General features: G+C 63.6%; 25 protein-coding genes. 9 read left to right on the top strand and 16 right to left on the bottom strand.

Translation table 11 applies throughout. The features are described 5' to 3' along the window. The first annotated feature begins 51 nt into the window (after positions 1-51). The gene (locus tag OU419_RS14000; protein ID WP_254474598.1) at positions 52-504 is read left to right on the top strand and encodes a PA2169 family four-helix-bundle protein; all 453 of its coding nucleotides are present in this window, start codon (positions 52-54) and stop codon (positions 502-504) included. Between the two features lie 49 nt (positions 505-553). Here the strand turns inward: OU419_RS14000 and OU419_RS13995 are convergent, their stop codons facing one another. Further along, positions 554-1,072: a DUF4142 domain-containing protein gene (locus OU419_RS13995; protein WP_254474194.1), complete on the bottom strand. Its 519-nt coding sequence runs from the start codon at positions 1,070-1,072 to the stop codon at positions 554-556. Positions 1,073-1,270: 198 nt separating this feature from the next. Here OU419_RS13995 and OU419_RS13990 point away from each other — a divergent pair, with 198 nt between their 5' ends. Next, positions 1,271-1,411, top strand: coding sequence for a hypothetical protein (locus tag OU419_RS13990; RefSeq protein WP_254474197.1), 141 nt, complete (start codon positions 1,271-1,273; stop codon positions 1,409-1,411). 6 nt (positions 1,412-1,417) lie between these two features. Here the strand turns inward: OU419_RS13990 and OU419_RS13985 are convergent, their stop codons facing one another. Both OU419_RS13985 and OU419_RS13980 read right to left on the bottom strand, forming a co-directional pair. Next, on the bottom strand, positions 1,418-2,029 hold the full coding sequence (locus OU419_RS13985; protein WP_254474199.1) for a Yip1 family protein: 612 nt from the start codon (positions 2,027-2,029) through the stop codon (positions 1,418-1,420). 50 nt (positions 2,030-2,079) lie between these two features. Further along, a complete protein-coding gene (locus tag OU419_RS13980) occupies positions 2,080-2,385 on the bottom strand; it encodes a hypothetical protein (RefSeq protein WP_254474200.1) in 306 nt (101 codons plus the stop codon). Between the two features lie 589 nt (positions 2,386-2,974). On the opposite strand from OU419_RS13980, the gene OU419_RS13975 reads away from it, so the two are divergent. Beyond that, a complete protein-coding gene (locus OU419_RS13975; protein WP_254500548.1) occupies positions 2,975-5,473 on the top strand; it encodes an autotransporter family protein in 2,499 nt (832 codons plus the stop codon). Between the two features lie 312 nt (positions 5,474-5,785). Then, positions 5,786-5,992: a PLD nuclease N-terminal domain-containing protein gene (locus OU419_RS13970; RefSeq protein ID WP_254474202.1), complete on the top strand. Its 207-nt coding sequence runs from the start codon at positions 5,786-5,788 to the stop codon at positions 5,990-5,992. A 12-nt stretch (positions 5,993-6,004) separates the two neighbouring features. On the opposite strand, the gene OU419_RS13965 is transcribed toward OU419_RS13970, so the two are convergent. The 4 genes from OU419_RS13965 to OU419_RS13950 all read right to left on the bottom strand — a co-directional run bounded on the left by OU419_RS13965 (position 6,005) and on the right by OU419_RS13950 (position 8,897). Continuing rightward, entirely contained in the window at positions 6,005-7,063 is a 1,059-nt protein-coding gene (locus tag OU419_RS13965; protein ID WP_408004955.1) for a zinc-binding metallopeptidase family protein, read from the bottom strand. A gap of 243 nt (positions 7,064-7,306) precedes the next feature. Further along, positions 7,307-7,816, bottom strand: a complete 510-nt coding sequence (locus tag OU419_RS13960; protein WP_254474204.1) for a ferritin-like domain-containing protein — start codon at positions 7,814-7,816, stop codon at positions 7,307-7,309. 102 nt (positions 7,817-7,918) lie between these two features. Further along, entirely contained in the window at positions 7,919-8,365 is a 447-nt protein-coding gene (locus OU419_RS13955; RefSeq protein ID WP_254474205.1) for a DUF421 domain-containing protein, read from the bottom strand. 10 nt (positions 8,366-8,375) lie between these two features. After that, on the bottom strand, positions 8,376-8,897 hold the full coding sequence (locus OU419_RS13950) for a hypothetical protein (protein WP_254474207.1): 522 nt from the start codon (positions 8,895-8,897) through the stop codon (positions 8,376-8,378). 388 nt (positions 8,898-9,285) lie between these two features. Between OU419_RS13950 and OU419_RS13945 the strand changes: the two genes are divergently transcribed. From OU419_RS13945 to OU419_RS13935, 3 genes are all read left to right on the top strand, one after another. Continuing rightward, positions 9,286-9,804, top strand: a complete 519-nt coding sequence (locus tag OU419_RS13945; RefSeq protein ID WP_254474209.1) for a CinA family protein — start codon at positions 9,286-9,288, stop codon at positions 9,802-9,804. Positions 9,805-9,981: 177 nt separating this feature from the next. Then, positions 9,982-10,149 carry a con-10 family general stress protein gene (locus OU419_RS13940; RefSeq protein ID WP_408004942.1) on the top strand — a complete coding sequence of 56 codons (168 nt, stop codon included), beginning with the start codon at positions 9,982-9,984 and terminating at the stop codon, positions 10,147-10,149. Between the two features lie 155 nt (positions 10,150-10,304). Continuing rightward, complete coding sequence (locus tag OU419_RS13935) at positions 10,305-10,589, top strand: hypothetical protein (protein WP_254474210.1); 285 nt, start codon at positions 10,305-10,307, stop codon at positions 10,587-10,589. A 619-nt stretch (positions 10,590-11,208) separates the two neighbouring features. Here the strand turns inward: OU419_RS13935 and OU419_RS13930 are convergent. Then, entirely contained in the window at positions 11,209-11,385 is a 177-nt protein-coding gene (locus OU419_RS13930; protein WP_254474211.1) for a hypothetical protein, read from the bottom strand. Positions 11,386-11,611: 226 nt separating this feature from the next. Here OU419_RS13930 and ssuD point away from each other — a divergent pair, with 226 nt between their 5' ends. Next, positions 11,612-12,748: an FMNH2-dependent alkanesulfonate monooxygenase gene (ssuD, locus tag OU419_RS13925; protein ID WP_254474212.1), complete on the top strand. Its 1,137-nt coding sequence runs from the start codon at positions 11,612-11,614 to the stop codon at positions 12,746-12,748. Positions 12,749-13,273: 525 nt separating this feature from the next. After that, a complete protein-coding gene (locus OU419_RS13920) occupies positions 13,274-13,978 on the top strand; it encodes an MgtC/SapB family protein (protein WP_254474213.1) in 705 nt (234 codons plus the stop codon). Between the two features lie 10 nt (positions 13,979-13,988). Here OU419_RS13920 and OU419_RS13915 read toward each other — a convergent pair whose 3' ends face one another. From OU419_RS13915 to OU419_RS13880, 8 genes are all read right to left on the bottom strand, one after another. Beyond that, positions 13,989-16,487, bottom strand: a complete 2,499-nt coding sequence (locus tag OU419_RS13915) for a fused MFS/spermidine synthase (protein ID WP_254474214.1) — start codon at positions 16,485-16,487, stop codon at positions 13,989-13,991. A 124-nt stretch (positions 16,488-16,611) separates the two neighbouring features. Next, positions 16,612-18,186 carry an arylsulfatase gene (locus OU419_RS13910; RefSeq protein ID WP_254474215.1) on the bottom strand — a complete coding sequence of 525 codons (1,575 nt, stop codon included), beginning with the start codon at positions 18,184-18,186 and terminating at the stop codon, positions 16,612-16,614. A 114-nt stretch (positions 18,187-18,300) separates the two neighbouring features. Continuing rightward, a complete protein-coding gene (locus tag OU419_RS13905) occupies positions 18,301-19,290 on the bottom strand; it encodes an HAD family hydrolase (RefSeq protein ID WP_254474223.1) in 990 nt (329 codons plus the stop codon). A gap of 30 nt (positions 19,291-19,320) precedes the next feature. Then, a complete protein-coding gene (locus OU419_RS13900; protein WP_254474225.1) occupies positions 19,321-20,634 on the bottom strand; it encodes a hypothetical protein in 1,314 nt (437 codons plus the stop codon). Continuing rightward, complete coding sequence (locus OU419_RS13895; RefSeq protein ID WP_254474227.1) at positions 20,631-22,217, bottom strand: VWA domain-containing protein; 1,587 nt, start codon at positions 22,215-22,217, stop codon at positions 20,631-20,633. Before OU419_RS13895 ends, OU419_RS13900 begins: the two co-directional genes overlap by 4 nt. Before the next feature lies 1 nt (position 22,218). Beyond that, on the bottom strand, positions 22,219-23,220 hold the full coding sequence (locus OU419_RS13890) for a vWA domain-containing protein (protein WP_254474229.1): 1,002 nt from the start codon (positions 23,218-23,220) through the stop codon (positions 22,219-22,221). Continuing rightward, the gene (locus OU419_RS13885) at positions 23,207-23,713 is read right to left on the bottom strand and encodes a DUF4381 domain-containing protein (protein ID WP_254474230.1); all 507 of its coding nucleotides are present in this window, start codon (positions 23,711-23,713) and stop codon (positions 23,207-23,209) included. Before OU419_RS13885 ends, OU419_RS13890 begins: the two co-directional genes overlap by 14 nt. Then, positions 23,710-24,660, bottom strand: a complete 951-nt coding sequence (locus OU419_RS13880) for a DUF58 domain-containing protein (RefSeq protein WP_254474231.1) — start codon at positions 24,658-24,660, stop codon at positions 23,710-23,712. The genes OU419_RS13885 and OU419_RS13880 overlap by 4 nt, the downstream gene beginning before the upstream one ends. Between the last annotated feature and the right edge of the window lie 2 nt (positions 24,661-24,662).

Raw genomic sequence — 24,662 nt, 5'->3', positions numbered from 1 at the left:
ACTGATGTACCGGCCGTCTTCGATCGACAGCACTGGAGGAATCCCAAGATGATGAGCGATAGCGACAAGGCGACGGTCTCCATCCTCAACGACCTGATCGAGACATGCCGTGATGGCCAGAAAGGCTTTCTTGCCTGCGCCGACAACGTGACGCCGCCGCCGTTGAAGGAACTATTCCAACGGCGCTCCGGCGAGTGCGAGCTGGCGGCGGAACAATTGGAGAAACAGGTTCTGGAGCTGGGCGGCCGTCCGGAGCATGGCACCAGCGTCGGGGCGGACCTGCACAGGCGCTGGATCGACCTGCGCGCCTGGGTCAGCGGCAAGGATGAAGCTGCGGTGCTCAGCGAGTGCGAGCGCGGCGAGGGTGTGGCCCTGCAGCACTATACGGACGCGCTGAAGCAGGCGTTGCCGATGGACATTCGCGAGATGGTGGAAAGACAGTACGCCGGAGTGATCCGCAACCTGGATCAGATCCGCGCGCTACGCCAGCAGATGGGAGGCTGAGCTCAGGACGGACCGGAGTGCGGACTCGCGCTCCGGCCTTCATCCAGCCTCATTCCGAAGGGTGCGCCTTGACCAGGTCCTGCGCCATTTCCAGGTGTTGCTGGAGCACTGGCAGGGTGTCCTGGGCGAACTTCCTGATGTCGGTGTCGCTGGCGTTGTTTGCCGCGTCGGTGAAGAGCTTCACCGCTTCCTCGTGGGCGCCGACCTGATTGTTGGCGTATGCCGCATCGAAGGACTCCTCGCGCACATCGAGTACCTTGGCCTTCGCCTGGTTGGTCAGGCTGGCACTTTCTGCAAGCTGCAGCCGATGCTTCTCGGCGAGCGTCTTCAAGGTCGCGTTGGCCTTGCTGTGGTCATCGATGATGTGCTGCGCGAAGGTCTTCACGTCGGGGGACTGGCTCTTCTTCAGGGCCAGTTTGGCAGCGTCGATTTCCGCCATCCCGGCAGCCGAAGCCTCGGTGACGAAGTGTTGGTCCTTTGCCGAATCCTGGTCCGCCGCCAGCAGCGGCCCGGCCGGGAGGATGAAAGCACACAGCAGTGCGCCGCGTAGAAGAGCTGTCGTGTTCATGATGATTCTCCGTATCGGATGGAATGCCCTCGCGGTACGAGGTGTAGCGGTTGACGGAGCTCAAGTGCGGGGGTTCAGAGTTTCCCGCAGGTGGCGTGCAACGACGCACTACGGCAAGAAAAATCGAACGATCCTGCTGCCAGATATCCAACGACAGACCGGCGGTTCTTGCCGCAGCTTTGGTTGGAGGTAAGCGTCATGTCACTGACCGTTCGCTCACAGCGCCCCGAACCCCAGGAGGCTCCGCCGGATCGCGAGAGCCAGATTCCCGAGGACTTTCCCGAAGAAGTCCCCATGCAGCAACCACCGGAAGAGCCCGTGCCGCAGCCGGAGCGCTGAGGCTGGCTATTGCTGCAGGTACTCGCCGCTGCCAAGCAGCGTCTGGCCCCATAATTCGAGGAAGGCGAATGCGGTGGTAAGCAGTGCGAGAAAGCCGAAAGCCAGGATGCAGGCGCCGTAGAACGCGGTCTGCCGTTGGCTCAAGCGCATGTAGATCGGCAGCCCGATGAACAGTAGCCAGCCCGAATAGGCCGTGGCCAGAGCCGCGGCGAGGATCATCAACCAGCGCGAAGGCATCAGTGCGGCCAGCCCGGCAATCATCAGCGGAAGCGCCACTGCGGTAGAGAAACCCATGCTGTAACCCACCGCTGGCCGGCTCTGCGTGCGAAACAGAACCCAGCGCACCAGGTAGGCAATGACCACGATACCCGCCACCAGGCCTGCATAGCACCAGAAGGCGAGGAGGGCGCCGCTTGCAAGACTCAGCACCTGGGTTTCTTCGTTGCCGGGCAATCTCCAGCCAACCTGCGTCGTGCCGATCAGCAGGCAGACGGCGGGGATCAATGGCATCAACAGCCAGAATGGCATGAATGACTTGGGATGGCGGCTGACGTTCTGGCGCAGATCACGCCAGGCCTGCTCGGGACGAGTGAAAAAGGCGATCAGCGGGAAGGTCATGGCAGACTCCTGGCCCTGACATGCAAGGCGGTCATAGCGAAACCGGACTCTCAGCGCCGGGGTGTGGCGCCTTCGTTGACATCGAGCTCAATCAGCGAGCCGGGATCTTCATTGCCAGGATCGTTGATCTGCATGTCCAGGCGCTGCTCGGTTTCCGTCTCGAGCGTGGGCTCCATCAGCGGCAGCAACTCTTCACGGAATTGTTTCTGCTGCTCCTCAGAAAGCGCAGCAAAGCCGTGATCGAGCAAGTAGCGGGCGAGGATCTCCTGGCGGCTATCGGCCTCCAGGACCTGCGCGGCGAGCAACTGGCGTAACTGCTGTATGAGCGCCACGTCTTGATGATCGTTCCAGCCCATGTCGTGTCCTCCATATCGCTGTACCGGAGAAGTTGGCGGCTGGTGACATCGCCGCCGCGAGGTGTTACGACCGGATGACTGGTCCAGTTCGCGGGCGTTCAGCGTTGGGGATGAACGGTGGCGCCAAACCGATAGGTGCTGCTGTCGCTCATCCGGAAACAGCTACCGCTCGCACCAACCGAGACTTGATCTCGCCCCACCCTGTGGGGGAGGCAGAAAAAGGTTCCGAACGGTCTTCATTACTTCGGTTCTGCGGCCGATAGATCCTGCATGAATCGAAGCAACAATTAGAACAACACAGGGAACATGTGCCTTGAAGTGCAATAACGCTGCGTTCGCTCGTCGCCACACACTCGCCCTTGCAATAGCGGCTTCAATTTTCAGCTTGGATGCTACTCGACTGGCCTTGGCCCAGAGTGTAACCGCTACAGGTAGCATCACTCCCTGGCCCCCCAACTCGCCCAACTGGACCGTCGTCGGTGACCTTTATGTAGGGGATGGTGCCGCTGGTTCTCTGCTGATAGATGCGGGGGCGAGCGTGGAAAACGACTCTGGCGTTGTCGGTAGCCTCGCCAATGGTAGCGTTACTGTGCAAGGTACCGACGGCAGCGGAACCGCCTCGCGCTGGATCAATAATGGCGATACCTATATCGGCTTGGACGGTAACGGAGCGCTCATAATCATCAACGGCGGCAATGTGCGCAGTGTCGGGACCGCCGTCGTCGCCAGGGAGCCAGGCTCCACCGGTACCGTCATCGTTTCAGGGCCCAATTCGCTCTGGGATGCCAGCGCTGGCCCCGGTCTATTGCCTACCTTCCAGATCGGCATGAAGGGAGCCGGGATGCTCCAAGTCAACAATGGTGGCGAGGTGCGCAGCGAGCAAGCATTGCTAGGAACGGAGCTGGGCGGGATGGGACAGGTCACCGTCACCGATGCCGGCTCTAGCTGGACCCCTCTCAACAATATCTACGTGGGGTTCGAGGGGGTGGGCGACCTCAGTGTACGGGAGGGTGGCTCGGTCGCAACCGAGCAGACCGGGGGCGGCGCCGCCACCGTCTATGTCGGATACCGTCCAGGCGCCGTCGGCAGCGTCACTGTGTCGAGCACCACTGGCAACGTATCGCGGCTGAGTGCCACCGACGACCTGCAGGTCGGGGTTGAAGGCGTCGGAATCGTTACTGTCGAGAAGGGCGGGCTTGTGCACACGGGTGACGAGGTGCGAATCGGCACCGCCGCAGGTGGAGTTGGGACCGTGCACTTGAAGGGGGATGCGAGCGGGCGGGGCGTTATTGAAACGGCGGCTGTAGAAGCGGGTCCCGGTGCCGCGACGCTCGATCTGGATGGCGGCATTCTGCGGGCGAACAAGGACGAAGCCGATTTCCTGAAAAACATCCCGGCGCTGATCATTGGCAGCGAAGGCGCCTGGTTCGACAGCAACTCCCATGACATCGGTATCGCCACCGCTTTTAGCGGGAACTCGGCATTCAACAAACTGGGAGCGGGCACCCTCACTCTGAGCGGCAACAGTACGAACTTTACGGGCGATGCCCAGGTGCAGGCTGGAACATTGCAGGTGGACGGCACCTTGGGAGGCACCATGAACGTCCTGTCCGGAGCGCGTCTGACCGGCATCGGCCAGGTTGGGACCACGACCAGCAGCGGGATCATCGCCCCTGGCCATCCCGGCAGCCTGGGTACGCTGACTATTGCCGGGGACTACGCTCCTTCGGGCGGCGCGATTGAGATCCGGACCCAACTGAAGGGCGATGACTCCCCCACCGACCGCCTGGTCATCACTGGCTCGACGTCTGGCACCACGCCCGTCCGGGTTACCAATTTCGGCGGAGCAGGCGCCCAGACGGCGGAGGGCATCCGGATCATCGAAGTCGGGGGCGCTTCCAGCGGCGTGTTCACCCTGCTCGGCAACTACACCTACCAAGGGCAGCCTGCCGTCGTGGCCGGTGCCTACGCCTATCGCCTGTACCAGGGCAGCACGAGCGCGTCCAATGACGGCAACTGGTACTTGCGTTCCTCGCTGGACAACCCGGTCGTTGCGCCCCCTGTGAACCCGCCCGTCACGCCGCCGTCCGGCCCGCTGCTGGCGCCGACCGTGCCGCTCTACGAGAGCTACGCCAGCGTGCTGCAGCGCGTGAACGAACTGGGCACGATGCAGCAGCGCGTCGGCAACCGATACTGGCAGCCGGATGCGGAGCTGCAAAGCGAGGCGAAGAGCGGCAGGCCGGCCATCGGCCGTGGAGCGTGGGTGAGGGCGGAGGGCACGGACTCGCAGATCGATCCGTCTTCCAGCACCAGCAAGGCCGACTACGATGTGCACCTGTGGAAGTTCGAAGCGGGATTCGATGCGCCGGTCTATGAAAGCGACGCCGGCACTCTGGTCGTCGGCCCGACCATGCACTATGGCACTGCCAATTCCAGCGTCTCCTCGATGTATGGCGACGGCTCCATCGATGTAACTGGCTATGGCTTCGGCGGCACCGCCACCTGGTACGGCAACGACGGTACCTATGTGGACGGTCAGGCAACACTGAGCTGGTACGACAGCGACCTGCGCTCCTCGCAACTGGGCAAGAAGCTGGAGAAGGGCAACCGGGGCAACGGGGCGGCCGCCAGCGTCGAAGTGGGTCGTCGGGTGGCGCTGGACGACATCTGGTCGGTTACCCCGCAGGCTCAACTGAGCTGGTCGCAGGTGCGCTTCGATTCGTTCACCGACGATTACGGCGCCAAGGTCTCCGACGACAACGGCGACAGCGTGATTTCCCGTCTGGGCGTTTCCCTAGACCGCGAAACCCAGTGGATCTCCAGCAACGCAAAGACCAGCCGCTCGCACATCTACGGTATTGCCAATCTCTATTACGACTTCGCCAACGGTACCTCGGCGGACGTTGACGAGCTGCATGTGAAGAGCGAAGAGCAAGCCCTCTGGGGCGGTCTCGGCGTAGGTGGATCGCTGGACTGGGATAACGGCCGATCCATGCTGTTCGGCGAGCTGCTCGGGCGTACCAGCCTGCAGGGCTTCGGAGACAGCCACTCGGTGGGGGCCAAGGTTGGCGTGCGGGTGATGTGGTAATTGCGCGGTAGCGAAAATGAACGGCCTGCGGAAGATCTGGAACCTCGCAGGTCGCTCATTTCTCTGGCTGTTCTGGCGCTGGATTCAACCGGCGAGAGCCCCTGTGCGGGCAGAAGGAGCAGACGAGGCAAAGGCCTGGGTTCAACTACGCCCAAAGCCAGACGGCATTGATGAGGCCGGCGAGTCGAATGTCGAGACTGTTTCAGCGAGGATTGTCGTGACTTCGAAAGTTCTCACTGCGGTGATCGCCTGGATGGAACCTTGGACTGCTCTGCATGCCCACCGCATACACCTGCAGTTCGGAGGTATCCGATGTCGACTTTTCTGTCCCTCACATTCATTGGTGTTGCGGTGATCATTGTCTTGCTCGACCTGTGGGCCATCGTCAGTGTTTTCCGCAGCGATAAGGACGTAAACGCAAAGGCTCTCTGGGCCTTGCTAATCGCGATTTTCCCGATAGTCGGATTGGCCATCTGGGGTATCGCCGGCCCTCGCGGTCTCGCTGAACCGCCACCCTGATGCCGCGCACGGCTAGGCGAAGTCGACCAGATACTGGGTCAATGTCCTGGCGCAGGCGCCAATGCCTTCTGCGAGGATCATCTCGTAACCGTGAGTGTTCTCCGTGGGTATCGCAATGCAGCCGCTCTGCGGACAGACCCCGGCAGCCAGCACGGCGCTGGCGTCGGAAGCAAAATCAAGCAATAGAGCAAACTGAGGCTGATAGCCACAGCGCACCCCGGCGCGATGAAGCTGCTCCGCGATCGCACGGGTGTAATAGGCCTTCTGGTCCCCGGTGCTGATGATCGGATCAATGCTCAATCGAGTCGCGTACTCAGGCATCACCGGGCCGACCTCCACTGCGACGGCAACGTCCCCGGGCAGCGTGCGTGCCGCGAACATCGCCCCGGAGTTGGATTCCTCTTCCATTGTGGTGAACACCAGGTAGGCATCGCAGCCCAGCTCCGCCTTGCGCGCGGCCAGCAGAGCAGCCGCTTCAATGCAGGCAGCCAGGGGCGCACGATCATCCAGAAAATGAGCAGCGATGGCGTCGCCAACCCGCCAGGGCTGCCGCCAGTGCTGAGACAGCACCACACGTGTTCCTGGACGTACGCCGGCATCACGAAGCTGTTCCCGGCTCATACGGGTCACGACGTGCACATCTTCCCAATGCACCGCCCCCGTCTGCACATCCTTACCCTGGGGCGACTCATTGGTGATGTGCATGGAGCCGTAAGAAAGCACGCCAGGCAGCACTGCTTTCTCCGCGAGGATGTCGACCGGGCACACCCCGAAACTCACCGGGTTGGCGCCGCCCAGCGCTACTACCCTCAGCGCTCCATCGTCCTCCACGCGCTTCACGATCATCGCGATCTCATCCAGGTGCGCCATGACTTTTACCGCAGGACCTTTCTCTGCGTTGCCGGCGATGAGACCTATCAGATTTCCAGCAGCATCTGTCCAGACACGGTCGCAGTACTTGATTAGTTCTCTATGGCAAACGGCGCGGACTTCGTTTTCCTGACCACCGGGACCGCGCGCCAGAAGAAGTTCGTCCAGTAGCCGATTCCCGCTTCCAGCGCGCTCCTGCATGAAGTCAGTCATGAGTGTCCTGCTCCTGAAGGTGTTCCATGCCGATCGCTTGGACCGGTCCCGGTTCAACGGAAGAGGCCCGCCTGACGCCCGCTGCCTGCACGGTCCCGCTCACGATCTGCAAGGTTTCAAAAGCGTGGAAGGATACAACGTACACAAGTGCCGAACGGACCGGCTCGATCAAGGCCACCAGCTCCCCGGTAGATATCGAGCCGGTCGGCAAATGCGCCACGCCTGGTCAGTTCATCGCTTGGCTGCGTCGGCATCCACCTTGTCGCGGGCCAAATAGGCGCCTGTTATTTCGGGCAAATGCTCGCGTAGCCATTCCGCCATCGCTACTTCCTGGGGAAGGATCTGCTTGAGCGCCGACTCCGTGGCCGCGTCTCCAACTTCCTGAGCCGCGGCAATCAGCACGGTGTAGGCGGCAATCTCCATGTTCTCGAAGACATAGCCGCTCATGGCGCCTTTGACCACTTCATCGCTGACCGTCATGCCACTGACAGCCTGACCGAACGCCATGAGTTTTGCGCCCATGTCCTTGAAGGTGGAGGGGCTGCTGTCGAGACGCTTCAGGCACTCTTCGAGCAGACGTTGCTGGCCGCGTGTCTCATCCAGATGCTGCAGGATGCGCGATTTCAACTCAGGGTAATGTTCGAGCCTGCCGGCCTGGGCCTCGAGCATCTTCTCCGCCTGTTGTTCCATGGCATGGGCATCGCGCAGCCAATCCAGCAGGTTGTCTTGTTTTGCGGTCATGGGTAATCCTCCCGAAGGTGTGTGTTCCATTTGAAAGGGCAGGAGGGCCGCTGTTCAGATTTATTTCCTTGCGGCGTCGAGACGCGTGGCGCGCGCGAGTGCTCAACCGGCCTCGCGAATGATCGATATCTTCCCGTTCTTCTCCAGGATGGCGAAGCGAATCTGCTCCATGCGCTCCACCCCTTGCGATTGCCGCGCCTCGAGCAGGATGTCCTCTTCGCGCAGTCGCGCTTCGGCAAGCCGGTTCTTGAGTGGACGGCCATGTTCGACGATCAGGATCGATGCACCCTCGATGATCCGGTCCATACGTGGAAAGCGCAGCTTCATGAGCGAGAAAACAACATCCATCACCACCAGAGTGATGATTACCAGCAGAGCATTGGTCGTGGAGAAATCGTCACCGAGCATGGCCTGCTGGGTTGCCTCGCTGATGATCATCAGAAACAGCAGATCGAAAGTGCTGACGTCCGCCAAAGCGCGCTTGCCCACCAGGCGGAACAGTATGATCAGGAAAAGGTAGATGCTTACGGCGCGCAGGACGGAATCCATGACAGGCTCCTCAGGGGTAGACCAGTTGCTGGAACTCGAGCTGCGCATCGGCGTAGAAAATCCGATGCGTTAGCAGCCCCGGCTGCGTGGCCAGCAATGCCAGGTACAGATGCAGCTCGCCGCGCTCGTCCAATCTGCCCAGCAGCTCCAGGCCACCCTCCCAACTGCGAGCTGGTAGCTCTGGCTGCAGGCTTTGCACATCGTGACCGGAGAGCAGGTCGCCGTTCAGGCGTAGCCGAGCCTCGGCACCGGGGTTGCCGCGTAACTTGATGTGCAATCGGCTACTGGCGCCCAAGCGTTCGAATCGTTCGTACTCGACCTCGAGGCGACCTCCATCGCTGGCCTGTTTTGCGCTGCTCAAGGGGCCGCTGGAGAACACGCCTGCCACCGCCAGTAGAACAATCGCGACCAGCCCGTAGAGCGAAATGCGCTCCAGCCGCCAGGCGCGACGCTGGCCTTCTATCTGCTCGGGAAAGGGATACTCGCGCGCACCGAAATCATCGTCGGCGGCGCTGCGTGCTTGCTTGCCCATGCTCGGTTCCTCGCTCCGCTATTGCTTGCGACCGGTCCGGTTGGAATTGGTGCCAAGGATTTTTTATCTGCCGTTTCGTTCGGGCGAAATGCACCGGCAACTTCTGCCGATCGTGCGCATTGCTGATTGCACGCTGCGACTATCCACGCCTGGAGGCGGTCTGGGGCGAGGGTGTTCGAAAGAGCGCTCCAGGCGCGGAACTTGCTCGGTTCGCTTCCAGGAGAAGGGAGCCAGCCCATCGGGCTGCGAGCAACATCGAGGCAGTCCCTGGAGGAGCAACCGAAGACCTCCTGCCTACTCAAACCCATTTGCCTGGACGAACCGGAGCGGGCCATCGAATGGACGCTTTTCCGCCCCCGCCGCAACGCCCCGGCCGGAGTTTTTGATCATGTTCGAAGCCGAACTGCGCGAATCGGCCCAAAGGGTCGTGGATTACCTGGAGCGGCAACGCCTGCGCCTGCTCACCGCCGAGTCATGCACCGGAGGTCATATCTCTGCAGTACTGTCTTCAATACCTGGAAGTGGACAAGTAATGGAAGGAGGCATCGTGGTCTATTCGCCTACAGCCAAGCGCGAGCTTCTGGGTGTGGAAGCGATGTGGCTGGAGGACTTCAACCTGACCAGTGTCGAGGTGGCAAAGGCAATGGCGGAGGCAGCGTTTCGCTACAAGCCAGCGACCGCCGTGCTCGCCGTCACCGGGCTGCTGGATGCGGAGGGCAAGGATGGCATCGCACCAGGGACGGTCTGCCTGGCCTGGGGGTTTCGCATGCACGAGGGGTTGGCCCTGTTCACCCGCCGCATGCGCTTCAACGGCGAGCCGCAGTGGATGCGGCATCAGACGATTCGACATGGGCTTGAACTGATTCCCGAATTCCATCGCAGAGCGCTGCAGGGCGAAAGATGCTGAGCGCCCGGCAATGACGACGGCACGCATAGAGCGATGAAACCACGGAGCGATCCATGCCCGCCCATCGATAGATAGGCAATCAAGTTGAACATCGTTCCGGGCAATTTTTCAGACCCGGTGTAAGGCATCGATTTCTCGACCTTGCATCTTCATTCACTGCCCAGCGAGGTAATCACCATGACTACCAACAAGAACCCCGGCAATTTCGCCAACGACAAACAGAAGGCCAGCGAAGCAGGGAAGAAAGGCGGCCAGCACAGCGGCGGCAACTTCGCCAACGACCCGCAAAAAGCATCTGAAGCAGGCCGTAAAGGTGGCCAGCACAGCCATGGCGGCCATAGCTGATGGCCTAAAGGTTCAGTCCTCGTGACTGAACACGCTTTCCCGCAAGCCGCATGGTTTGCGGGAAAGTCTTAGGCTCTAATTCGCTCGACGGCCCCAACGAAGCAGATGACTCCTTCCGTGTGCCGGCGGCCTGGCTGTCTACGAAACCACGAGCCATGTTTCGTGAGGACAGGAAGAGCCGTACTTGTCGTCGCCAGGGGAAAATTGTGGAAGACGCAGATCTCATTGATGCAGCGGTGGCTGCATTTCTGCTGCTTGTGCCCGCGCTGGCCGAAGAAATCGAACGCAGCATTCCGCCCGATACATCCGACGTCAACAGACAGTATCTGCGCAGGCAAAAGGGATGGGCTGAGCTTTGTCTTGCAGCTCAACAAAGATGTATCGAGCCCGCAGACTTCGCTCGCCAGGTGCTCAAACTGAAAGCAGAGGAAAAGAGTTGAGACGACAGGAAGCGTAATGACTCGAACGGATCATCATCTGTGAAAGAGGAGGGTGGGCAAGGGCCACAGCCATGTGCTTGCACCGGCCAGCCCAAGAACGTCCTGCCGCTGGCCGTCGACCGGATCTCCGCGATCATCGAAGTCATCAGCGCGAAGCCTTCCAGCTCACGATCCAGGCTGGCAATGCTTTAGAATTTCGCATGAGCCAACCCGGCATGCGCTGGGGCCTGCATGGGTTATTCGACGTTGGTGCCCACAGCCAGCTACTCGGTAATGGTCTGGAAAGCGAAGCCGACGAGCAGCGCTGCCCACGCGGATATCGTGACGCCCCTCGATAGAGGCTGTGGCTGGCCCAACATGACCGGGCAGATGAAGCTCAGTGGTCAAGATTTGCGCCGTTTTCCACGAGATGCTGTTTTGGGGCGGTGACGAGGCGCGAGGTTTGAAGATCTTGTTCAGCGCAAGGTGCATCCTGAGAGTGACATTCAAAGCCTACATGTAATTTAACATAATATACATTATGCGAAGCCTAGGGTATTTGCGGCTGAGCCCAGGATGCACAAAACCCCGCAGATCGCTCTACGGGGTTTCCTTCGTTTCCAGGCTGGCGATCGCCAGATTATCCGGCTCGGTCCTTCAGCACTCGCAAGGTGCGAATGTCCGACCAGAACATCTCATCAGGATAGGTTTGCGGTCTGGTCAGGCTGAACACCATGAAGTGCGGATGCTCGTAAACGCCTTCCAGGGCCAGAACCGCTCCAGCGATGTTGCCGACTATCTTTTCAGCAACACTCAATCAACAACACTGTTGCCAGACCAACAGTTCGCCATGCGTTGACTGCGCGGTGCCTCGCCTGGAGCGCTGGCACAGGGATTGCGTTACCGGCATGGGCCCCATTCCTTGCATTCAAGCAAGTCTCGCCGACAAGCACCGGCAACGGGCCACGAATTCCAATGAGTTTTGCCACGCGTGCACCGACGGGGCTTTTGCCCCAAACCGACGATGGCAACGAGGACACCCTATGAGTCTCGATATTTTCTGGTTTCTGCCCACTTCCGGGGATACCCGCTATCTGGGCCATTCCAGCAGCGGCCGACCGGCCACCAACCAATACATGCGCCAGATCGCCGTGGCCGCCGATCAACTGGGTTACGACGGCCTGCTGATCCCCACCGGCAGCAGTTGCCTCGACCCCTGGGTTACTGCCGCCAGCCTGGTGCCTGTGACCCAGCGAATCAAACTGCTGGTGGCGCTACGCACGTCGCTGGGCAACCCGACGGCTTCCGCGCGCCAGGCGGCGTCGCTCGACCAGGCGAGCAATGGTCGGCTGCTGCTCAATGTCGTGCCCGGAGGCGACAGCACCGAGCTTGAAGCCGATGGCGTGTTTCTAAGCCACGATCAGCGTTATGCGGCATCCGACGAATTCTTGACGATCTGGCGCCGGCTGATGGCTGGTGAAACCGTGGATTTCGATGGCGATCACCTCAAGGTGAAGGGCGCGCAGAACTTCTTCCCTCCGATCCAGAAGCCCCACCCTCCTCTCTATTTCGGCGGCTCGTCGCCCGCCGCCCATGAGCTGGCCGCCACACATGTCGATGCCTACCTGACCTGGGGCGAACCGCCGGCTGCGGTCGCGGAGAAGATCGCCGATGTGCGCGAACGAGCAGCCCGCCACGGACGCACGGTTCGCTTTGGCGTGCGTCTGCATGTGATCGTGCGCGAGACCAGCGAGAAAGCCTGGGCCGCCGCTAACGAACTGATCAGTCACCTGGACGACGCAACCATTGCAGCAGCCCAGGCGAATTACGCGAAGATGGATTCGGTGGGCCAGCAACGTATGGCGGCACTGCACGGTGGTGACCGTAATCGCCTGGAAGTCAGTCCCAACCTGTGGGCCGGTGTGGGGTTGGTTCGCGGCGGCGCGGGCACCGCGCTGGTGGGCGATCCGCAGACAGTCGCCGCCCGCCTGCTCGAATACGCGGAGCTGGGGGTGGACAGCTTCGTGCTGTCGGGATATCCGCACCTGGAGGAAGCCTATCGCTTCGCCGAGCTGGTGTTCCCGCTGCTGCCCGGCAAGGGGCGCATCACCGTGGATGGCGTGCTCACCGGCGGCGCTTTCGATGTGCGTGCAGGCCGCGAGCGCGAACACGCGGCATAGAGCCAGCGAGCTGATCGTCCAGCAGGCTCCCGTGGTGAGAACCGCCGGAGCCTCGCCCATGATCGACAGGCAACACTTGCGGAGCTGATGCACGAGTGCGTGACATCGCCCTCCCGCATGCGCTGTCTGGCAGTCGCTACGCAGTCGTTAAGCCAGCGCTAAGCCAAGTTCGCGATACTGCTCCCGCGTCCGGCTCGCAGGCTTGACGCTGCCAGCCTCGCGGCATACGTTTCGCCGCGTTTTTGTCCCTACACAGGAGTCCTGCCTTGGACAGTTGCCCCAGTCGATTGCGACAGGTCTGAACAGCGAGTACGTCCGGCAGCATTTTCTGCCGCTGTCTCGCTGAACCCAGCGGACAGTGGCGATCCGCATCCCGCCCCGGGATGACGCATCCCCATTCTCCCCTCCCGCCCCACCGGCTCGATCCGGCGCGGCGGCGCGACCTTTTGCAATCCATCCCCCCGAACCCGCGCCGGACCGCATCCGGCGCTCTTGCCGGCCCACGGCCGGAGTACGAGGTGAATCATGGATTGGAAAATCTTCCTGCTGCGCGTTGCCGTGGCACTCATTCTCGGTGCATTGATCGGCGCCGAACGCCAACTGCGTCAGCGTCTCACCGGCCTGCGCACCAATGCCCTGGTCAGCACTGGCGCCTGCCTGTTCGTGCTGATGACCCAGGGTGTTCCCGGCCTGGCCGGAGATGCCTCGCGCATCGCTGCCTACGTGGTTTCCGGCATCGGGTTCCTCGGTGGCGGCGTGATCATGCGCGACGGGCTCAATGTGCGTGGCCTGAACACCGCCGCCACCCTCTGGTGCACGGCGGCCATCGGTGTGCTGTGCAGCATGGGCCTGCTGCTGGAAGCCGGACTCGGCACCCTGGTCGTGCTATGCGCCAATATCCTGCTGCGCGACATTGCCCACCGCCTGAATCACCAGGACATGGTGCCGGCCACGGAGATGGAACTGCGCTACGGCGTGGAAATCGTCTGCCGCGCCGAGGATGAAATCCAGGTTCGCAGCCTGATGCTGCACAGCCTCGACAGTTCTACCCTGCGCCTGCAGTCACTGCACAGCGAGGACCAGCCCAACCCCGCGAAACTGGAAGTACGCGCCGAGCTGCTCGGCAACCACGGCGCTACTTCTCAGTTGGAGCGGCTGGTCGCCCGCATCAGCCTGGAAAAAGGCGTCAGCTCGGTGCGCTGGCAGGTCCAGGAGCTGGCCGGCGATTGACGCCCTGACATCAGTCGCCCCCAATGAACCAGCGATAGTACGGGTTGTCACCGTCCTCCCGGGCAACCTGCCGTACGTCGCGCGCCCAGGCGGCACGGTCACCACGGTAGGCGCTCAGGCTAACACCGTAGAAGTGCAGCAGGCGCTGCCACTGGTCATCCACTGCGCCGCGGAACGATGGCTCCGCGTTCTCCAGCGGCGGAGCCGTGCGCAGGGCCAGCAGGGCCGGCAATACCCGGGTGATCTCCCTGGAGCGCACCCACGGCGCATACTCGATGCGCGGCTGGTCGTCGGTGACCGGATCGGCGTCGCCGGCGTAGACCTCCAGCCCCTGGCGGTCGGTGATCCAGGTAGCGAGCAGCGCCTGGGCGGAATCGACACCCACTTCACCCAGCGCCGCCGCCACCTCCGGCTGGGCGAAGCGCTGGCGGATGCGCGGCACGTCCAGTTGCAGCGGCTGCAACGAACCCACCAAGAGCATTTCGTGGAACTCGGTGGTCCACAGAGACGCATGGGGGAATACATCGATGAAGCTGCGTACCAGCGAACGGCTGTCTTCATCGTTCTGCGTGGGCAACGGCAGCCATTGGGCGACCACGCCGTTTTCCCGCAGCCGGCTGGCGGCGAGCTGGTAGAAGTCACGCGAATAGAGGTTCACCACCCCGGCGGCGGATGGCGGCGGCGGTTCCAGGGTGATCATGTCGTAACGCTGTTCGCTGCGCAGCAGCTCGCGCCGGCCATCACGCAGGCGGATATCCAGGCGCGGGTCGCGGATGGCATCGAAGGTGCCGCGGAACTGCGGTGCCGCCGCCAGCACTTCCGGCAGCAGCTCCGCCACAACCGGATGCTCCAGGTCGCGATAGCGCAGCATCGCGCCGGCGGTGATGCCGGTGCCGAAGCCGATCACCAGCGACGAGCGCGGCTCACCGCGGTGGATCAGCAATGGCAGCAACGCCTGAAGGCGCATGTAGCGCAGCGATGGCATGGCGTCGCCGGTATTGGAAACACCCTGGATATACAGGCGGCTGAAGCGACGCCCCTCCCTGCCCTGCTCCACCACCGCCACGGTGCCGCCACGGCCCTCCTCATAGAAAGTGATCTGCCCGTTGCGCGCTCCCGGCATCAGCTCGGCCAGGTGGCGCGGCGAGGTCAGCACGGCGCTGGCCAGGGTGGCGACGGCGATCACTCCCACGGCGATACGCGCGGGCTTGCTCACCGACGCTCCGCGCCAGGCGGCCAACAAACCGATGGCCGCCGCGAGCATCGCCAGTGCCGCCAAGGTGCGCACCAGGCCCAGAGCCGGCACCAGCACAAAACCGGTGAGCCCCACACCGACGATGCCGCCGAGCGTATTCAATGCCACCACACGGCCCACGTCGCGGCCGACATGGGCGCTGTCCACGGCAAGGCGCAATGCCAGGGGGAAGGCCGCGCCGAGCAGCGTGGTCGGCAGGAACACCACGCTCGCCGCCGCCACCACGAAGCGCGCGGACATGCCCACCAGTTCGCTGCCGCCCAGACTCAACGCCAGCGCCTCGGCACGGGTCTGGGCGATCACCAGCCATTGCCCAAGGCCGGCGATCTGCAGGATCGCCAGTAACCCGGCTGCCCCGATGAGCACTGCGAAAGCTCCCCACGGATCACCGATACGGTCGGCGCGACGGGCGTACAGTGCGCTGCCCAGCACCAGGCCGAGCAGATAGGTGGCCAGCACCACCGCGAAGGCAAAGGCGCGGGTGCTCATGAATTGCACGATGGATTGCGTCCACACCACCTCGTAACCCAGCGCCACACCGCCGGCCAGGCAGTACAGGACAGTCGCCAGGCTGCGCGTCCCCGCCGTGACGGCAGGCGGCTCCACCGGCTCGGCACGCCCACGCTGGGCGAGCACCGCGCCCAGTGCAGCCAGCAGGTTCAGGCCGGCGGCGGCATAGGCGCTGCCCAGCACACCCAGCCCCGGCAGCAACAGGAACGCCGCCAGCAAGCTGCCAGCGATGGCGCCGGCGGTATTCGCCGCGTACAGGCCGCCGCCTGCCCTACCCATCTGCCCCTCCTGCGGGCGCACGGCGCGCACCAGCACCGGGAGCGTGCCCCCCATGAAGAACGCTGGCAAACCGACCAACAGGAACGGCAGCAGCCAGGCCAGCACCCCGACGCTGTCTTCGAGGCGGGCAAAGAGCCCGGCGGAAGCCGACAGCCCCAGTGTGGCGGCGACACCGAGCACCGCCACCAGCAGTTCCAGGCCCGCGTAGAGCAATACCGGGCGCTGCAGGCGATCGGCTCGGCGTCCGAAAGCCAGCCCGCCCAGGGCGAGCCCGGCGAAGAACGCACTGATTGCCGTGGTGACAGCGAAGACTTCGACGCCCACGACAATGGATAGTTGTTTGACCCACAGCACCTGGTAGACGAGCGCCGCTCCGCCGGAAACGAACATCAGCAGTGCGGGGACCAGCAAGCGCAACTGGCGGCCTTGCATATGGATACGGTCGGCACTGCGGGTGGAATTCATGCGGGACGAACTGGCGGCTGAAGACATCGAGTACGCCTTGTCAGACAGAGGAAAGCCCGCGACGGACAAGTCGTCGCGGGCGTATGGAACGAGTGCCGGCGCAATCCCGGCACTACGCCCGGGCTCACTGTTTCATCTGCTTCATCTTCTCTTCGATCTGCTTGTCCACGCTCTCGCGGACCTGGTCGAGGCTGAAGCTCGCCGGGCGCTGGCTCGGCGGGTAGTCAACGAAGGTCTGCAGGAAGGCCGCGGCCTTGCGCTCGCCCTGGAAGGCCAGGTAGACGTTCTTGGTCGTCCAGTCGTAGTACTGATCGGAGACCACGTCAGCCCGCTCGTAGGGGTCCATGCGCAGGTTGAACAGCTTTGGCACCCGCAGGCAGACGAAGGGCTCGCTCCATACCTTGAAGCCGCCCGGCGCACGCTGCTCACAGAACACCAGCTTCCAGTTGTCGAAGCGCATGGCGACCAGTTCGCCGTCGTCGTTGAAGTAGTAGAACTCGTGGCGTGCGCCCTTGTCGGTCTTGCCAGTCAGCAGATCGAGCTGGTTGAAGCCGTCGAGGTGGACCTTGAAGTTCTTGCCACCGATGTCAGCGCCCTTGAGCAGGCGCTCCTTGATGTCGGTGTCACCCACGGCGGCGAGCAGGGTCGGGAACCAGTCCAGTCCCGAGAACATCTCGTTGGACACTTCGCCTGGCTTGATGTGGTTCGGCCAGCGGATCATCGCCGGTACGCGATAGGCGCCCTCCCAGTTGGAGTTCTTCTCGTTGCGGAACGGGGTGGTCGCCGAATCCGGCCAGGAGAACTGGTTCGGGCCGTTGTCGGTGGTGTAGATGACGATGGTGTTATCGCCGATCTTCAGGTCGTCCACCGCCTTGAGCAGTTTGCCGACGTCGGCGTCGTGCTCAAGCATGCCGTCGGCGTACTCGTTGCCCGGCATGCCGCTCTGGCCCTGCATCGACTCGCGCACGTGGGTGAACAGGTGCATGCGGGTGGTGTTCATCCAGACGAAGAACGGCTTGTCGGCCTTGACCTGTTTGTCCATGAAGTTGATGGCGGCCTGGGTCGTCTCGTCATCGATGGTTTCCATGCGCTTCTTGTTCAGCGGGCCGGTGTCCTCGATCTTGCCGTCGGCGAAGGAGTGGATCACCCCGCGCGGCGAAGCGGCCTTGACGAAGGCGGCGTCGTCCTTCGGCCAGTACGGACGCTCCGGCTCTTCCTCGGCGTTGAGGTGGTAGAGGTTGCCGAAGAACTCGTCGAAGCCGTGGTTGGTCGGCAGGTACTCGTCCTTGTCGCCCAGGTGGTTCTTGCCGAACTGGCCGGTGGCGTAGCCCTTGGCCTTAAGTGCCTGGGCAATGGTGATGTCGCGCGCCTGCAGGCCGACGGGCACGCCCGGCATTCCGACCTTCGACAGGCCGGTACGCAATACCGACTGGCCGGTGATGAAGGTGGAACGGCCGGCGGTACAACTGTTCTCGGCATAGTAGTCGGTGAACATCATCCCTTCATGGGCGATGCGGTCGATGTTCGGCGTCTTGTAGCCGACCACGCCGAAGGAATAGGCGCTGATATTGGTCTGGCCAACGTCGTCGCCGAAGATCACCAGGATATTCGGCTTATCCGCGGCATGTGCAATCGAAATTCCCGCTATCGCCGTCGCCGCCAGGACGAACCGCGATAGCCATCTTCCCGTGCGCTTCATTGATGTTTCTCCATTCCAGTCACTTTGTCGTATTCCACGACTGCGTTCACTGGCGATGCCGACTATCCGGCTGGCGATCTCCTGTGCCCCTGCGGCTGTCTTCGGTTGCGTTGCTTACTGATCGAACGGATAGATCCGCTTCCATTCCGTGGCCATGTCCACGACCACCCAGCCCTTGGCCCTGGCCTCATCGAGTGCCTTGTCCAGGCGCCCGACCGTGCTTTCCCTGTCATACGCCCACTCGCGCTCGCCGTCGGTGTGGTGCACCAGCGCGGCGAGGCGCTTGCCTTTTCCGGCCACGGTCCATTGCAGCATCTGCAGGTCGCCGTCGGAGTTGCCGAAGGCGAGGATCGGCCGGCGGCCGATGATGCTGTCGATGCTCTCCGGCTTGCCCGGGCCATCGTCGTTGTGAACCAGTTTCGGCAGGCGCTGGATCGACAACTGGCCATCGCGATCCTCGAAGCGGCTACCCAGGGTAGTGCCGATCACCTGCTCCGGCACAATGCCGTAGACCTCCTCGGCGAAGGCGCGCATGAACGCCACTTCGCCACCGGAGACGATGTAGGTCTTGAAGCCGTGCGCACGCAGGTAGTCGAGCAACTCCAGCATTGGCTGGAACACCATTTCGGTGTACGGCTTCTGGCTGCGCGGATGCCGCGCGCTGGCCAGCCAGCGGCGGGCATTGCCGATGAACTCGTCGGTACTCATGCCAGAGTGGGTGGCGGCGACGATTTCCAGAATGCCCTTCACGCCGCTCTCGGCCAGGGTCTTGCGGTCGTTTTCCAGTACCGCCTTGAACGGTTGCCGGTCCTTCCATTCGGGATGCTGTGGCGCCAGGCGCCTGACTTCCTCAAGGGCGAACAGCACCTGGAAGTACATCGGCTGCTCGCTCCACAGGGTGCCGTCGTTGTCGAACACCGCGATACGCTCGGCGGGCGCCACGTAATCCGGGCTGCCTTCGGTGGTCACCGCTTCGACGAAGGCCATGATGGCCTGGCGCGAAGAGCCGTCATTCCAGGAGGACAGTGCTTCCTCGGCCTGCCCCAGCAGCGGCAGCATCAGCAGTACGGCGAACAACCAGCGAGAAGCAACGTATCGGCGCATGGAGCTTCCTTGATGTGTGCACTCGGTGACTCACGGGTTGAGCGGCTTGAGGCCCCCTTTCCCGACTTTGGCGCCGGCCTGCCGGCTGGCCGCTTCCTGCAGCGAGGGCAAGGTGCTGACCAGTTCATTGGTCTTTCCTTCGCCATACCCGCGTCCATAACGGGTCCTGAAGAACGCTAGCAAAGGTTTGTCCAGAGTGACGGGGCGATTGCGCAAATAGCTGCGCATTTCACGACAACCGCTGGTCCGGCGAATCCACAGGTACAGCGCGCCCAGCTCAGGCGGCGTGCCCTCAAGCTGGCCGCGGACCTGTCGCCAGGCGTACTCCGGCGATTCCAGCCAGGCCTGGCGCCGGGTACGCCGCCAGCGCTTCCAGACATCGATCCATCCCGGCCCCCAGAAACGCCCGGCACAGCCCAGCACACCCAACACCAGCAGCCCGACCAGCAATACGAGCCAATGCCGGGCGATGCGCAACTGAGTTTTCTGGCCCAGCGCCCGCAGGTCATCGGTGATGGAGAATGGCGCGCGGTAACCAGCGTCCGCGCTGGCCTGCAAATCCAGCGCGGCAACCTTGCTGATGCGCGGCTCGCCACTGGCGGCGTCCCACCAGTGCAATTCGACCGACGGCAGGGTGAACTCGCCGGGCTCGGTCACCACGTAGGTGACGCTGTCGTCGCGCATGCCGCCATCGACGCTCCCCCGGCCATCGCCCAGCGGCGCGACCACCGGCGTCTGTACATAGCGCTTCAGGCCCTCCACCTCGACGAATGCCGGTGGCGGGATAAGCATGGCCTGGGCGCCCTGCGCTTTGATGTGCAGGAGGCGGACCACGCTGTCACCGACCCGCAGCGGCTGGTGGGAAGGCTTCAGTTCCTGGGTGAACTCGACCTGTCGCGCCACCAGGTGTTGCTCACCGTCGTCACTGGCGCCGGTGGGCTGCCGGGCGACGAAGCTCAGCGCACTGCTGTGCACGGTGACTGGTCCACTGCCCTGCGCCGGCTCCACCTGTAAGTCCAGCGGTGGAATTTCGAAGGCCCGCGACTGCTGGGGGGTGATCTGGTAAGTGAAGCGCAGGCCGAAGAAGGGCTTGCCGTCGATCCGCTCGTTCAGATGGGTGGCCTCGCCGCCGGGTTCCGACACCACCGCGCCATCCAGGCCCAGCCGTGGCAGGCGCGGTGCGGCGCTGAACCAGGTGTCCACCAGCACGTCCACCTGCAGGCTCAGTGTGCCGCCGACCAGAACTGAATCCGCCGGCAGGAGCTGGCTGCGAACCTTCACCTCGGGCAGGTCGGCCCGCGCGAGCAGCGGCAGCAGGAGCAGGCAGACAACGATCCACTTCATGGCGCGGGCTCCTTGCTGGCGTCCTGCAACTGGAACTTGCGTTTGAGGAACTGTGCCGGCGAGGTGGTCAGGTTGTTCAACCACAGCTCATCGGAGTTCGCCCGCGGTCCCTTGCGCGTCACCGTCTTGCCCTTGCCGGAGTTGTTGTCGAACACTTCCTTGTCGGCCTTCTCTCCCGGCGGCCCCGCGTCCTGCTGGTCATCCCGGTCTTTTTGCAAGGCTTCGGCCAGTGCCAGGTTGGCCTTGGCTTCGGGAAAGTCGGCGCGCAGGCGCAGGGCCCGGCGGTAAGCGGCGATGGCCTGTTCGAACTTCGACAGGCGCACATAGGTATTGCCCAGGTAGAAATAGCCCGGCGCGGTATCCAGGCGGGCGAAGCTGGCCAGCGCAACATCGAACTCGGCGGCGCGATAGGCCGCCAGGCCCTTCCAGTAGCTGTCGTCGAAATGCGCGGCGGCTTGCGGGTAGTGCTCGTGTTCGAAGGCCCAGCGCCCCTGCTGGTCGCGAGTGAAGAAGGCATCTGCCAGAGCGCCGGCATGTGCCGGCTGCGACGGCAGGCCCAGCCCCAGCGCCAACAGCACGGCGCCCAGCCAGTTCACCCGCCAGCCACGGCGGATAGTCAGCAGCGCGAGCAGCAGCAGCGGCCAGCACAGCCAGTAGCCGGCATCCTTCCAGTGCACCTGCTGCTCGTCGTCATGCACCGCCTGGAAGTGCTGCTGGGCATGCAGTTCGATCCAGTCGAGGTCATCGTCGTTGAGCGTCAGGCTGCCGAGCGGCGCATCCGCCGCATCGGCCAGCCCCTTCAGGCCCTGGGCATCGAAGCGGCCAAGTTGAGGCCGGCCCTGCTCGTCGAGCCGTGGCGCTGCGCCGCTGTCAGGCAGCAGCCCGCCATCCTGGCTGCCCACCGCCAGCACCAGTACCTGCAGGTCGCTGCCCTGCAACTGTTTGCCGATGGCGTCGAACTGGCTGGCGTCCGCGCCGTCGGTGAGCAGCACCAGGGTGCCGGGAGATTCCTCGGCAGCCAGCAGGCGCTTGGCCACGACAATTGCACCCAGGGCGTCCTTCCCGCCGCGCTCGATAAGGTGGGTGGACAGCGCCTGCAGAAAGCTGTCGAGCAGCGCCGGGTCGTCAGTGGCGGGCAGCACCAGGTGCGCGCTGCCGGCATAGGCGATCAGCGCCACGCGACTGCCGGCGCGGCGCTGGATCAGGTCGTGCAGTTTGTGGCGAACGGCTGCAAGCCGCGATGGCGGCACGTCGTCGGCATCCATCGAGGCGGAAAGGTCCACGGCAAGAATCAGCGGCGCGCGGTTGTCGAGGAAGTCCGGGCGGTCCTGCTCCCAGGTCGGCCCGGCGGCGGCCACGCCGCCGAGGATCAGCAAACCGGCCAGTAAATGCACCGGCCGCACGCGATGGTTGTCCTGCGGGGTGATGATCAGGTGTTGCAGCAGGTGAGCCGCGATCACCCCTTCGAGGCGCCGCGCAAGGTCGTGCCGACGCACCCAGGCCAGCGGCAGGAGCACGCCGGGGATCAGCACGAGCAGCCATAGCGGCCGCAGGAAGTGGAAGGCGGACAGGTCGATTTCCATCTCAGCCCTCCTCCATCGCTTCGCGCCGCCGAGGGGCATGCAGCCGGGACCCGAGCGCGGCTGTCAGGTGGGCCAGCAGCAGGCCGAGCAGCGCGGTACCCAACGGCCACCAGAACAGGTCGCGCTTGGGCTGGTGGCTGAGTGTCTTCACCATGTGGGGGGTGATCCGGTCGAGGGTGGCGTAGACCTCCTGCAAGGCGTCACGGTCTCCGGCGCGGAAGAAGCGCCCGCCGGTGGTGCTGGCGATCTCCCGCAGGGCATCCAGGTCCACCTTGGCCTCGCCGCTGGCCTCGGGGTCGCCGATGCCGATGGTGTGTACCACCACGCCATGGTCGCGGGCGATGGCAGCCGCATGCTGCGGTGTGATGGCACTGCCGGTGTCATTGCCGTCGGTGAGCAGGATCAGCACCTTTTCCTGTTCCTTGGCATTGTCCAGCAGTTTGACGGTAAGGCCGATAGCATCGCCCAGCGCGGTATTCGGCCCGGCCATGCCGGCGCCAACTTCATCCAGCAGAATGCCCAGGCTGGCGTGGTCCTGGGTCAGCGGCGCCTGCGGGAAGGCGCCGCTGCCGAAGACGATCAGACCGATACGGTCGTCCTTGCGTCTGGCGATGAAGTCGCGCACTACGCTCTTCACTGCGCTCAGGCGATCCTGCCGGCTACCGTCGGGTGCGCTGTAGTCGGTGGTCTCCATCGACTGGGAGATGTCGATGGCCAGCATCAGGTCGCGGGTCGGTTGCTCCCGTTCGATGGGCTTTTCCACCAGCACCGGGCGTGCGCAGGCGGCGAGGATGAGTACCCACACCAGCAGGTTCAGCGGCAGTTGCCAACGCCCGCCGCTAGCGGCGGCGCTGCCGGGAGTCTGCCCGGCGGCCTGGCTCATGGCGGCGAAGAACGGCACGCGCAGCGCGCTGCGGGTCTCGGTGTAGGTGCCGAGGTAGCGGTAGGCAAGCCACGGCAGCGGTAGCAGGAACAGCATCCAGGGATAGTCAAACTGCCACATGGTGCGCCTCGATCCAGCGCCGGCTCGCGCTCAGCAATGTATGCAGCTCATCGGCATCCAGCGCCCGGAGCTGCTGCTCCGGCGCATAGGCCAGCAGTGCCAGGCGCTTTGCGAAATCCTCGGGCAGTGGCGTGGCGCTATGGCGTTGCAGGAACGCCTGCCAGTCATCGCCACCCAGGCGGGCCGCCGCTTCGCCGGCGGGCATCGACAGTGCTACGCGCTTGATCAGTTGCGGCAGTTCGCGCAGCGCGGCAATGCGGCGCCCGCCGTCGTCCAGCGACTGTACCAGCTCGTCATGCAGAGCCAGCGCCTCGCGCCGGTAGCGGTCACGTCGCCAGCGCAGGTAGCGCCACAGGCCCCATGCGCAGGCCAGGGCCAGCGCGGCGGCCGCCAGCAGCAGCCAACCCCAGGTTTGCGGCCAGTAGCTGGCCGGTGGCGGCGGCAGGGGCAGTTCGCGCAATTGATCGATGCTGGGGATCACCGGCGTGCTCATCGTTGCAGCGCCGTCAGGTGGCCCAGTTCACCGCGCAACTGTTCGAGGCTGTCCTGTCCGCTGCTGAACATCATCAGCGGCACCTGGCTACGCCGCAGCAAGGTGGCGACATCCTTCAATCGCCCGGAGAGAAATTCGCCCAGTGGCCGGTACACCTGGCGGCGCTCCACTTCCAGCTCGACCTGCAACTCGCCCTGGGTCACGGTCACCCGGCCACGGTCAGGCAGCTTGAGCGCGATGGGGTCGAATACCTGCAAGGCCAGCACATCGTTGTGGCGGTTCAACTGGCGCAGCAACTGCAGGGTTTGCGCGGAGACGCCGGCGAAATCGCTGACGATCACGATCAGGTGGTCATGCCCGGCGATCCCCAGGCATTCGCGCAATACGCGGTCCAGTTGTCCCGGTGCGGCGTCTTCGGTGCGCTTGGCATGCAGCGCTTGGTTGAAGCGCACGACGGTCGAACACAGCGCCTCGACCCGGGCCCGGCTGCGCAGCGGGCGCACATGCTCGACGCGGTGATCGTCGAACACCAGACCTCCAACCCGGTCGCCGGCATGGAAGGCCATCCAGGCGCCGATGGCCGCCAGTTCGGCAGCGGTCACCGATTTGAAGTTGCGCCGCGAGCCGAAATACATGCTCATGCGCTGGTCCACCAGCAGCAGGGTCGGCCGGTCGCGTTCCTCGGTATAGCTGCGCACGAATGGCTTGCCGTAGCGCAGCGAGGCGCGCCAGTCGAGGTGGCGCAGGTCGTCGCCGGGATTGTACTGGCGCAGCTCGTCAAAGCTCAGGCCACGGCCTCTCAGGCGCGCAGCATGATTGCCGGAGAGCACGCTGGATAACGGCTGGCGCGACAGGAAACTCAGGTCGCGCACCCGATGTTCCAGCAGCATCAATTGCTCCAGCGAGGCGTAGACGAAGCCGTCGGCCACGGGACGTTGGTCCTGCATGC

This window comes from Pseudomonas triclosanedens, from assembly GCF_026686735.1.
Classification (GTDB): domain Bacteria; phylum Pseudomonadota; class Gammaproteobacteria; order Pseudomonadales; family Pseudomonadaceae; genus Pseudomonas; species Pseudomonas triclosanedens.
The sequence above is the reverse complement of the archived record's forward strand: the minus strand, read 5'-3'. Positions and strand labels throughout refer to the sequence as shown.